The 11647-nt window shown below is 60.5% G+C and carries 7 protein-coding genes and 4 pseudogenes; 8 read left to right on the top strand and 3 right to left on the bottom strand.

All coding sequences use genetic code 11. From position 1 onward, the window contains the following. From JCM25156_RS21500 to JCM25156_RS04525, 4 genes and pseudogenes are all read left to right on the top strand, one after another. Positions 1 to 665: pseudogene (locus JCM25156_RS21500) on the top strand (amino acid ABC transporter ATP-binding/permease protein); the annotation flags it as partial. 57 nt (positions 666 to 722) lie between these two features. Beyond that, positions 723 to 2333 carry a cytochrome ubiquinol oxidase subunit I gene (locus tag JCM25156_RS04535; RefSeq protein WP_025812285.1) on the top strand — a complete coding sequence of 537 codons (1611 nt, stop codon included), beginning with the start codon at positions 723 to 725 and terminating at the stop codon, positions 2331 to 2333. Positions 2334 to 2347: 14 nt separating this feature from the next. Next, positions 2348 to 3486 (top strand): annotated as a pseudogene (gene cydB / locus JCM25156_RS21495) (cytochrome d ubiquinol oxidase subunit II). Between the two features lie 13 nt (positions 3487 to 3499). Beyond that, complete coding sequence (locus tag JCM25156_RS04525) at positions 3500 to 3694, top strand: hypothetical protein (protein ID WP_025812284.1); 195 nt, start codon at positions 3500 to 3502, stop codon at positions 3692 to 3694. A gap of 380 nt (positions 3695 to 4074) precedes the next feature. Here the strand turns inward: JCM25156_RS04525 and JCM25156_RS04515 are convergent, their stop codons facing one another. Next, a complete protein-coding gene (locus JCM25156_RS04515; protein ID WP_025812283.1) occupies positions 4075 to 5445 on the bottom strand; it encodes an NAD-dependent succinate-semialdehyde dehydrogenase in 1371 nt (456 codons plus the stop codon). 16 nt (positions 5446 to 5461) lie between these two features. Then, on the bottom strand, positions 5462 to 6586 hold the full coding sequence (locus tag JCM25156_RS04510; protein ID WP_025812282.1) for an alkene reductase: 1125 nt from the start codon (positions 6584 to 6586) through the stop codon (positions 5462 to 5464). A 115-nt stretch (positions 6587 to 6701) separates the two neighbouring features. Between JCM25156_RS04510 and JCM25156_RS21490 the strand changes: the two are divergent. Both JCM25156_RS21490 and JCM25156_RS04500 read left to right on the top strand, forming a co-directional pair. After that, positions 6702 to 7063: pseudogene (locus tag JCM25156_RS21490) on the top strand (winged helix-turn-helix transcriptional regulator). 395 nt (positions 7064 to 7458) lie between these two features. After that, entirely contained in the window at positions 7459 to 8814 is a 1356-nt protein-coding gene (locus JCM25156_RS04500; RefSeq protein ID WP_025812281.1) for an 8-oxoguanine deaminase, read from the top strand. Positions 8815 to 8950: 136 nt separating this feature from the next. Here JCM25156_RS04500 and JCM25156_RS04495 read toward each other — a convergent pair whose 3' ends face one another. Then, entirely contained in the window at positions 8951 to 10201 is a 1251-nt protein-coding gene (locus tag JCM25156_RS04495) for an MFS transporter (RefSeq protein ID WP_025812280.1), read from the bottom strand. A gap of 720 nt (positions 10202 to 10921) precedes the next feature. Here JCM25156_RS04495 and JCM25156_RS30735 point away from each other — a divergent pair. After that, the gene (locus JCM25156_RS30735; protein ID WP_242402469.1) at positions 10922 to 11173 is read left to right on the top strand and encodes a glycosyltransferase; all 252 of its coding nucleotides are present in this window, start codon (positions 10922 to 10924) and stop codon (positions 11171 to 11173) included. After that, positions 11152 to 11647, top strand: a pseudogene (locus JCM25156_RS21485) (glycosyltransferase); the annotation flags it as partial. The gene JCM25156_RS30735 and the pseudogene JCM25156_RS21485, both read left to right, overlap by 22 nt.

Below are 11647 nucleotides of genomic sequence, written 5' to 3'. Positions count from 1 at the left end.
GGTATCGGCCTGCGCTATCCGGGGGCGGAACACTGGGCGCTGCGGCATGCGGACCTGTCAGTCGGGCAGGGGGAGCGTGTGGCGATTATCGGGCCTTCCGGCGCGGGCAAGAGCACGCTGGTCAATCTGCTTTTCCGTTTCCATGACTATCAGGAAGGACAGGCCCGCCTTGGCGGCGTGGACCTGCGTGATGTCGATGCGGATGTCATGGCCCGGCATATTGGCGTGGTGGCGCAGGACTTTCACCTGTTCATGGGCAGTATCCGCCGCAACCTGGCCATTGCCTGTCCCACCGCCACGGAGGAGGCGATGTGGCGGGCCCTGCGGGTCGCGCAACTGCATACGTTCGTGCGGGCGGAACCCGCCGGTCTGGATACCCTGATCGGGGAAGGGGCCTGCGTCTTTCCGGCGGGCAGGCGCGGCGGCTGGCCGTGGCCCGGATTGTGCTGCGCAATCCGGAATGGGTCATTCTTGATGAGCCGACCGAAGGGCTGGACGCGCGGACCGAGCACGGCCTGATGGCCGCGCTTCTACAGGCCCTGCCATCACGCACAACCATCATGTGCATTACCCATAACCCTGCCGTGGCGGCACGGATGGACCGGGTGGTGCGTGTCGAGGGGGGCCGGTTTCATGAGGTCGGGGAGGGTGCGATGACCCGATGACGACCTGAAACCCGGAAAAATCCCCTCATGCCCATACCGAAATCAGGAGACCTGACGGTGGAATTCATTAACCCCGATGTCGTCGATCTGTCGCGCTTCCAGTTCGCGCTGACGGCATTGTACCATTTCATGTTCGTGCCGCTTACGCTGGGCCTGACATTCATGCTGGCGGCCATGGAAACGGTGTACGTCGTGACCGGCCGGCAGATATACAGGGACATGGCCCAGTTCTGGGGCAGGCTGTTCGGCATCAACTTCGCCATTGGTGTGGCCACCGGCATCACCATGGAATTCGAGTTCGGCACCAACTGGTCCATGTATTCTCACTTCTTTGGGGATATGTTTGGCACGCCGCTGGCGATCGAAGGGCTGATGGCCTTTTTCATGGAGTCCACGTTCGTTGGCCTCATGTTCTTTGGCTGGGACCGGCTGAGCAAACAGGCGCATCTGGCTGTTACCTATCTGGTGGCCCTTGGGTCCAACCTGTCGGCGCTGTGGATCCTGATCGCCAATGCCGGGATGAACGTGCCCGAAGGCGCGCATTTCGACCCTGAAACCATGCGCATGCAGTTCGAAAGCTTTGTCGATCTGGTCTTCAACCCCGATGCGCAGGCGAAGTTCGTGCATACTTCGGTGGCGGGTTATGTCTCGGCGGCCATGTTTGTCATGGGCATCAGCGCCTTTTACCTGCTGCGGGGCCAGTACCGGCAGTTTGCCGCGCGTTCGTTTCGCATGGCCGCCCTGTTCGGTATCATTTCCACCGTGGCCGTCATTACGCTGGGCGACGTGCTGGGGCGTCTGGATTATGAAAAGCAGCCCACCAAGATCGCCGCGATCGAAGGGCTGTGGCATACCAGCAACCCGCCGTTCGAGCCGTGGATCGTCGCCGCCCTGCCAGATGACGCCAAGCAGGAAAACCATTACGAAATTGGCGTGCCGCTGGTCCTGACGCCGCTGATCACCCACACGTTTGACCAGCCCATTACCGGCATGCACGAACTGGAGGATGAGGCAGGCCCGCGCATCCGCTCCGGGATCGAGGCGGTTACGGCGCTCCGCCGCTATGGCGTCACCCATAGCAGCACGGATCTGGCCCGGTTCACCGCGCATGAGCAGGACATGGGCTACGGCCTGCTGGCAACCCGCCATGCTCCGGGTCAGGATGTCACGACCATTCCCGCGGACCGGATTGATGATGTGGTGCGCGCGACGCAGCCCGATATCCTGCCCAACGTATTCGTCACGTTCTGGTCATTCCGGCTGATGGTGTTCCTGTCGCTGTGGTTTTTCGCGCTGTTTGCCATTTCGGCCTATCTCAGCCTGAAGCGCCGGCTTGAACGCAGCCGCCTGCTGCTGAAACTGTGCATGTGGTCGATCCCGCTGCCGGTCCTGGCCACCGAGTTCGGCTGGATCACGGCGGAAGCTGGCCGCCAGCCTTGGACCGTATTTGGCTGGCTGCCCACCTTCCTGTCGGCCTCCAGCCATGGCGTGTCCTACATGGTGTTCTCGCTGGTCGGCTTTGTGCTGCTCTACAGCGTGTTCATCGCGGCTGAACTGTACCTCATGTTCAAGTTCGCCCGTCTTGGCCCCGGGCATGACGGCGTCCAACCGCACACACCTGCCGCACCCGGCGCTTCCGCCTTTGACATGCGGCCCATGGCTTCCTGACAGGAAACGGAGAAATGGAACTTTACGCGATACTGAAAATGGTCTGGGCGGCGCTGCTGGGTGTGCTGTTCATCGGGCTGGGCACCATGGTCGGCATGGATATGGGCGTGGGTACGCTGCTGCGCTTTGTTGGCCGTAACGATGGCGAACGGCGTACCGCGCTCAACATCATCGGCCCCCATTGGATGGCAACCAGGTATGGTTTATTCTGGGGGGCGGCGCGATTTTCGCGGCCTTTCCCACGCTGTATGGCACGTCGTTCTCCACCTTCTACGTGGTCATGATCATGCTGCTGTTCAGCATGATCCTGCGGCCGGTGGCGTTTGAATACCGCTCCAAGGCGGATAGCCGGCTCTGGCGGGCAAGCTGGGACTGGGTCTTTCTGGTGTCGGGCTTCGTGCCGATGTTCATCTATGGCGCGGCCTTCGGCAATGTGCTGGAAGGGGTGGGCTACCACTTTGGCTGGACGGGGCAGTACTATCAGGATGAATCCTTCCTGTCCTACCTGCTCAACCCGTTCGCCATCCTGTGCGGGCTTATGTCCGTCGGGCTGAGTGTCTATCAGGGGGGCGCCATGCTCATGTTGCGGGCGGATGACCCGATCTGGTCGCGCGCCCGGCGTTATGCCATGGGCGGGGGGCTGCTGGCGGCGATCCTGTTTATTATCGGTGGTATGTGGGTACGTTTCCTGCCCGGTTTTGTCATGACCGCCCCGGTCAACCCCGCCATGCCGGCCAACCCGTTATACGGGCAGTCGGTGGCGATGGTGGCAGGAGGCTGGATGCATAACTTCCACACCCATCCCGCCCTGTGGCTGCTGCCGCTTATGGGGCTGGGCTGTATGCTGGCGGGTGTTGCCATGCTGGCGTCTGGTCGTACGGTTGCGGGCTGGTGGCTGGGGCTGGGGGCATGGGCTGGCACCATCACCACGGTTGGCTGCGCCATGTTCCCGTTCCTCATGCCGTCTTCCACCGCGCCGGATCAGAGCCTGACGGTCTGGAACAGCACCGCCAGTGAATATGGACTTGGCTGCATGCTGGTTGTGGCGGGCCTCTTCGTGCCGATCATCCTGTCCTATACTTCATGGTGTTATTACGTCATGCGCGGCAAGGTCCATACCGCCGATGTCGTGAACGACACCCATAGCTACTGATTGCGAGGTCGTGATGACAAAGCTTCTGCGTCTGGCCGGTCTGGCCGTGGTTCTGGTCGTGTCCCTGCTGTTCGCCGTATTCGTGGGGGATCAGGGGCCGTGGTATTTCGCATGGGTGATCGGCACGGTCATGATCATCCTGATTTCCGGGGCTGGCGCGATCATGCTTGATGCCCAGTCCAGCCTTTCACCCGATGGGGAGATCTGACCATGATGGGTGACCTTGAACGGATCATTTTCTTCATTCCGATGATTTACATGGGGCTTTACCTGATTGCCTACCGCTGCGGACGGCGTTGGTTCCCATGACATGGATGGCGGTGGGTCTTGCTTCATCTCACGCCCGCCGCCGTATCCCGGCATCACCCTGCCGATGATACGAAGCGCGCCACCCGGGCACCGACGGGTGGCGCGTTTTATGTTTTTTACTCTTTATTATTTGCGCATGTCGTCGGTCTGTAATCATAAGGAAGTTTTTGGTGAAGCTTTTTTCAAAAAGCTTCAGGGAACGCCGCCTTTTTGGAAAAAGACGGCACCCCAAAACTTTTATTTTTTTAGCAGCTTCTTGGAAAATAGGGTTCCTCCCTGTCAGGCAACGCGGATCAGCTTACGGTTGATGAACTCCTCAATGCCGAGGAACGACAGTTCGCGGCCAAATCCCGAATTCTTGATCCCGCCAAAGGGCAGTTCAGGGGCCGCAGCCGTGGCCGTGTTGATGAACATCATGCCGGTTTCGACCGCTTCGGCCACCCTTTCCGCCCGGCCAAGGTCGCGGGAGAACACGGAACCGCCAAGGCCATAGGGGGAATCATTGGCCAGTTCGATGGCTTCGTGTTCCGATGCTACCTTGTGCACGACGGCAACGGGGCCGAAAATCTCCTGATAGAAGACCGGGTTGTCCTTTGACACGTTGGTCAGGATGGTCGGTTCCATGAAGAAGCCCGCCCGCTCCATCCGCTTGCCGCCGGCCACCAGCGTCGCACCCGCCTTGACCGCTTCGTCGGTCTGCGCCAGTGCGGTGTCCAGTGCCTTCCTGCTGCTCATCGGGCCATGGGTCGTGCCCTCGACCAAAGGATCGCCAATGCGGAACTGTGTGATCGCCTTTTTCAGCCCCGCGAGGAAGGCGTCATAGACCTTCTCATGCACGATCATGCGCTTGGCCGCCGTGCAGACCTGCCCGTTATTGGCAAACCGGCCCCACGTCGCCCACTTGACCGCCAGTTCAAGGTCCGCATCATCCAGCACGATGAAGGCGTCGCTGCCGCCCAGTTCCATTGTGTCTTTCTTCAGCGCCGCACCCGCTTCGGCCGCGACCGTCTGGCCCGCACGTTCGCTGCCCGTCAGGGCGACGCCACGGATGCGGAAATCCTTGATCAGTTCAGCGGACTGGTCGTTATCAAGGAAGATGTTGGTATAGACGCCCACAGGCGCGCCCGCATCGTGGAACAGCTTTTCAAACGCCAGCGCGCATTGCGGCACGTTGGGCGCGTGCTTGGCGATGACCACGTTGCCCGCCATCAGGTTCGGCCCAGCCACGCGGGCGAGCTGGTAATAGGGGAAGTTCCAGGGCTCGATGCAGTAGATCAGGCCAAGCGGCTGGTTGATGATCTTCGCATGGCCTTCCTTGACCTTCAGGTGCGTGGGGGCAAGGAATTCTGCCGCACCATCGGCATAGAAGGACAGGATATCGGCGGTGATATCGATTTCCTCCAGCGCATCCGGCAGCGCCTTGCCCATTTCGGTCGCGATCAGGCGCGCATGCGCCACGCGATCGCGACGCAGCAGGTCGGCGGCCTTTGACATGATGACCTTGCGGGCGGCGATGTCGCGCTTTTTCCAGTCGGTCTTCCACACATGGTCCGCGCGATCGACAATCGCCTTCATCTGCGCAGTGGTGTGAAGCTCGAACGTGCGTTCCACGGTTTCCGTGGTCGGGTTGAGGGTCTGGTAAAAACTCATTGGTCCGTTTCCCTGTTTATTGGTTATGGAAAGGGTAGTCGGTGTAGCCATGCGCGCCGCCGCCATACATCGTCGCCGGGTCCAGCGGATTGAGCGGCCAGTTATGTTCCAGCCGCGCGGGCAGGTCCGGATTGGCGATGAACTTCCGGCCAAAGCCGATCATGTCCGCCCAGCCATGGCCCAGCACATGCTGTGCCTTGTGCAGGTCGTAGCGGCCCGCGCACAGGATGCGACCGCCAAAGATGTCGCGCACGCTGGCGCGGAAGGTGTCCGGCATTTCGGGCGCATTGTCCCAATCAGCCTCAGCAAGCGAGACATAGGCGATGCCGGCTTCCGCCAGCACGCGCACGGCCTGCGTGTAGGTCTCCGCCGGATTGTCCTCCAGCAGGCCGAGATAGACGCGTTCTTCCGTGGTCGTGCCGAACAGTGGGGAAAACCGTACGCCCATCCTGTCGGGCGTGACGACGGCGGCGACGGCCTCCACCACTTCGCGCAGGAAGCGCAGGCGGTTGGACAGGCTGCCGCCATAGGCATCGGTACGGAAATTGGCGCGTTCGGAGATGAACTGGTTGATCAGGTAGCCATTGGCCGCGTGGATCTCCACCCCATCAAAGCCGGCGGATAGTGCGTTGCGCGCCGCCTGCGCATACATCTCCACCAGTTTATGGATTTCGGGGATGGAGAGTGCGCGCGGCATGTCGGGTGGCACCAGCTTTCCCGTGCCCGGCCCGGTGGGGATAAACACGTTCACGCCTGTTGCCGCGACGGCGGATGGGGCGATCGGAGCTTCATGGCCGGGTTGCAGGGCGCGGTGGGACACGCGGCCTACGTGCCACAACTGCGCGAAGATGGGCCGCCGTTTTGCATGCACAGCATCGGTGACCAGTTTCCAGCCCGCGACCTGTTCAGCGGAGTAGATGCCCGGTGTCCAGGCATAACCCTGCCCACGGGGTTCGATTTGCGTGCCTTCGGTAATCAGGAAACCCGCCTGCGTGCGCTGCGCGTAATAGTCGGCCATCAGCGCGTTGGGAATATCGCCGGGCTGGGTGCTGCGGCAGCGTGTCAGCGGCGGTAGGAAGATCCGGTTTTCCAGCGACAGGTCGCCCAGTCGCACGGGACCGAATAACGAAGATGAAGACATGATCAACCTTGTTCACAAATGCAGGCCATCCGTCCGGCCCGCATGCAAACATTGACCCAGCCTGTGGTGTGCGCAAGAACGCACATAAACCGCCACTAGTGTCAGGAATGATACCATGCCCCGCATCCGTCACACCACGCTGGCCTGCAGCCCCGGCTGCACGGTGGAAGCCACGCTCGAACTGTTCGGGGGCAAGTGGAAGGCGCTGATCCTGTATCACCTGTTCGATGACGGGGTGCTGCGGTTCGGCGAACTGCGCCGCCGCCTGCCCAACGTCACGCAGCGGATGCTGACCAACCAGTTGCGCGAACTGGAGGCAGACGGCCTGGTGTCACGCACCGTCTTCCCCGAGGTGCCACCGCATGTGGAATACGCCTGACCGATCTGGGAAAGACCCTGAAGCCAGTCATTCAGGCGCTCAAGACGTGGGGGGATAAATACGCCCATGCCCTGCATGACAGAAATATCACCGATTGACGTAAGTCTGTCACTGCTGAAATATTGTGTGCGAAAGTATAGTATTTTTCACGAAAAAATATTTTAAAATAACTGATTGATAAATAAAAATAAAAGTTTTTGGGTGCCGACTTTTTTTTAAAAAGGCGGCGTTCCCTGAAGCTTTCCAAAAAAATTCACACCAAAAACTTACTTATGTTTGCGGGACATTTCATGGACTGACTGTTTCAGATAGCCCACTAAGAAGTGTCGCCGGAAGGCCGTTGCGTTGCTGGCGAAGTTGGTGATAGAAATAGTGTCATAAATGCCCGTTCGATACCATGCGATGACGATCCGGACCCGCCATGTCCGGTACAGGGCCTCATCATGACGGGACGGTAACCGTCTTGCTACCGGTATTGAACGAGGGCACGCGTATGACCGTTGATCTCCTGATTACTGACGCTTACATTTATGTTGATCGCAACCGTGAAATTTCTGGTGGCTGGATCGCCATAAAGGACGGGCGCATTCACTCCGTGGGCGAAAGTGGTCAGACTCCCCCTGTTTCCGGCAGAACCATTGATGCGCATGGCCAGCTTGTCACGCCCGGCCTGATCAACGCCCATCACCACATGTACCAGAACCTGACCCGGTCCTATGCCCCGGTTACCAATGGCACGCTGTTTGAGTGGTTGCAGGGCCTGTATCCCCTATGGGCCGGACTGGATGAGGAATCCGTCTATCTCTCCACCTTTGTCGCCATGGTGGAACTGCTGATGGGCGGGTGCACGACCTCGATGGATCACATGTATGTACACCCCAGACCCCATCTGATCGACGCACAGTTCCGTGCCGCGCATGAGATCGGCTTCCGTTTTCATGCCACGCGGGGGTCAATGACACGCTCGGTTGAAGATGGCGGCCTGCCACCGGCCTCGGTCGTGCAGGATGAAGATACGATCCTTGCGGATAGCGAACGCCTGGTCGCCCGCTTTCATGACCCCGCTCCGGGCGCCATGGACCGTGTCGCTCTGGCGCCGTGTTCCCTGTTCAGCGTATCCGAACGGATCATGCGCGAATCAGCCGCCCTGGCCGATAAACATGACCTGCGTCTTCATACCCATCTTGCGGAAGACCATGAGGAGGATACTTACTGTGCCGAGGTGTACGGCTGTACCCCGACCGAGTATCTTGAACAGGTGGGGTGGGCTTCTCCCCGCTCATGGGTGGCGCATTACATCTATCCCTCCGACAGGGAAATTGACCGTCTTGCCCATGCTGGCGTGTGCACCGTGCAATGCCCCTGTTCCAACATGATGATTGGCGGTGGCGCGGCGGATGCGATGAACCTGCGCGCGCGGGGCATGCATGTGGGGCTTGGGTGCGATGGCTCGGCCTCGACCGATCATGCCTCGATGTGGCTGGAAGCCCGGATGGCGCTGCTTCTGGGGCGTTTCAGAAACGGCCCCCATTCCATGTCCGCCCGTGATGCGCTGGACATGGCGACGCAGGGCGGCGCCGCCTGTCTGGGCCGGACGGATGAACTGGGTCATTTGCGGCCCGGCGCCTGCGCGGATCTGGTTATCTGGAAAATGTCTGAATTCGCCCTTGCCGGGGCTTTGACCGACCCGGTTGAGGCATGGCTTCGCTGCGCGCCCGCAGTGGCGGGCACGACCATCGTCAACGGGAAGGTTCTGGTGGATGATGGCGTGCCCTGCCTGTCGGGCCTGAACGAAATCCTGCGCGCCCATACGCGGGAAGCCAGACGGATTCAACGGCTGCCCCGGTAAAAGGCTGTTTGCTAAGCCTGCCCGGGGATATTTCGCAAATCATAGGAAAGTTTCTGGTGAAGCTGCTTTCAAAAAAAGGCGACACCCAGAAACTTTTACTTTTTTTATCAGACGACTGTTGTCCAGAGGACGGCCGTCATACCTGGTCACGGCTCATGACGGTCTGGCGTGCCTGTGGTTTCGGCACGACGGCATGGGTGGCGCTGGTCAGCGGGTGTGGTGTGGTTTTACGGGGCTTTTCCTGTTGCCGGGCATAATATTCCGCCAGTCCAACCAGCCCCAGCCCGATAAAGGCAAAGCATGAGGACAGGACCGGCAGCCCGGCATACGACCAGTGGGTATCCACCATGTAGCTGCCTGCCCATGCGCCAATTGCGTTACCGAAGTTAAAGGAACTCTGGTTCATGGCGGCGGCGATGTTGGGCGCGGCCCCCGCGCAGGCGACCACATATGTCTGTAGCGGGGCCATGGGCGCATAGATGAACACGCCCCACAGGAACAGCAGCGCAAGGCAGACCCACGGGTGCAGGCTGCCGGGCACAAGCAGGATCTGCACCACCGCCACGGCCGCCATCAGCCCCGCGCATGATGGCAGCATCTTCCAGTCCGCCAGCCGTCCGCCAAGCAGGTTGCCCAGGCACAGGCCCCCCCCGATCATGAGCAGGATACCGTCGATCATATGCGTGCTGAAACCCGTGCGGATCTGCAGGAAGGGGGAAATATAGGTGAACAGGGTAAACATGCTGGCGGCGGTACAGAGCGAAACCAGCATCATGGTCACGACAAGCGGGTGCAGCATGGCCCGGAACTGCGCTGATAATGGAATGGCGGGCCCGCTGGCCCGGTCCTGCGGAATCCATATCCACATGGTGGTCCATGCAAGCACCCCGACCGCGCAGATCAGCCAGAACGCCATGCGCCATGATGTCAGTTGGGCTACGACCGTGCCCATCGGCACGCCCAGGATCATGGCCAGCGTCAGCCCGATATAGACGAGGGAGAGCGCCTGCGCCCGTTTGTCAGGCGCGACGACCTGACATGCTATGATGGAAGCCGCGCCATAGAATGTCCCGTGCGAGAACGATGTCAGCACCCGCGCCAGCATGAGGCTGCCATACCCCGGTGCCACGGCGCTGCACGCATTGCCCACAATGAATATGCCCATTGTCAGCAGAAGGGTCGCGCGCCGTGACAGGCTGTTGGTCAGGATCGACACAAGGGGGGAGGCGATGGTCACCCCGATGGCATAGCCCGACACCAGCAGCCCCGCCTGTGCGATGGAGACATGCAGCCCGGTGGAAAGCTGTGGCAGCAGCCCCATGACGATGGTTTCGGTAGTGCCGAGGCCGAACGCCCCGATGGCAAGGGCCAGCAACGCAATGGGCAAGACAGGTGTCCTCAGTTTTATGGTGGCGGCCTATGTCGCCATGGCCTGAACCACGCGGAACTGGCGGGGGCAGGTCTGGTTGGAGATACAGCCATGGCCGCATCGTTCGCTGTTTGGCCCTGGCTGGCGTGATGTTGCCGGTCGGCTGGCGCAAACGGCACGGCATGATTCAGCCAGTGGGCGATTTCTTCTGCTATTAGGGGGCGATGTGATATGCAAGCGAACCTTGGCAGCCTGTTATAACACCGTTAGTTTATTGCAAGGGCCATTCCATAAAAATGGTATAAATGCGGTACTGCCATGCGTAATAAATTACTTCTCTACACAATAGGTACATGCAGGAATATTAGGGCCTGCGATATGATTTCATAAGTCTGCTCAATTTCTGTCATACATCATCCGTTACAATAAAAAGGATGATGCCTCATATCCCTGATCCATCATCATGCGTGTTTGTAGGTATCGGGGCGGGGGCGCATCGGGGTAATGCGGCCTGTGGAAAGCACATGGACCGCCATGGGGAGCACAGGGAATGCTGCCCGATCCGCCCCGGAACCATGGGATGGGACGTTGTATGCGGCTGCGGCGATCCCGCCATGATGACGGCGGCGATGGATTGCCCTTGCCCCATGCAACCGGGCCATGGACCGGGCGTTCAGGGGGTTCCCAACCAAAGGGTCATCCATGCTCCCGGCCTGGTTTCGTGCCCGCCCACTCGTTGTGGCCATTCCCGTCCGGAACGAGGCGGAACGGATCAATGCCTGCCTGTCCGCCCTTGCCAGCCAGCGTGAAGCCTGCCTGACCCACGTGGTCCTGCTGCTCAATAACTGTACTGATAATACGCCGGATTGTGTGCGGGACCATGCCGTATGTTTGCCGTTTCCCGTTTCGGTTATTATGCGTACCTATCCGTCATCCATCGCCCATGTAGCACCGCGCGGCGTGAAGCCATGGAGATCGCGGCCGGGATAGCTGGCCCCGGCGGGCTCCTGTTCACGACCGATGCCGATGGCGCTCCAGCCCCTGACTGGCTGGTGAACACACTCGCCGCCTTTGACAGGGGGGCCGACGCGGTATGTGGCCGTGCCGTGATTGACCCGGTGGAGGCGCTGTTGATTCCCGCGCATCTTCACCGCGATGACGCGGCGGAAAGCGCCTACGCCACCCTGCTGGACCGTATTCATGACCTGATCGATCCGGACCCACATGACCCATGGCCACGGCATACGGAACATTCCGGGGCCAGCATTGCCGTAAGTGTTGCGGGCTGGGAACGGGCGGGCGGTATCCCTGCGCTGCCTCTGGGCGAGGATCGGGGTTTCCTGGCCGCGCTACGCCGTGTGGATGCGGCCATTCGCCACGCGCCCGATGTGGTGGTGACCGTATCGGGCCGTGTAAAAGGGCGCGCCCCAGGCGGCATGGCCGATACCATGGCCCGCCGTCTGG

The sequence above is a fragment of the Komagataeibacter kakiaceti JCM 25156 genome, from assembly GCF_000613305.1.
The sequence above is the reverse complement of the archived record's forward strand: the minus strand, read 5'-3'. Positions and strand labels throughout refer to the sequence as shown.

What these genes read in the sequence shown, in the direction of transcription:
- JCM25156_RS04515 (WP_025812283.1), bottom strand. Translation starts at nt 5,445, where the DNA reads ATGAGTTTTTACCAGACCCTCAACCCGACCACGGAAACCGTGGAACGC.
- JCM25156_RS04525 (WP_025812284.1), top strand. Translation starts at nt 3,500, where the DNA reads ATGACAAAGCTTCTGCGTCTGGCCGGTCTGGCCGTGGTTCTGGTCGTG.
- JCM25156_RS04500 (WP_025812281.1), top strand. Translation starts at nt 7,459, where the DNA reads ATGACCGTTGATCTCCTGATTACTGACGCTTACATTTATGTTGATCGC.
- JCM25156_RS04510 (WP_025812282.1), bottom strand. Translation starts at nt 6,586, where the DNA reads ATGTCTTCATCTTCGTTATTCGGTCCCGTGCGACTGGGCGACCTGTCG.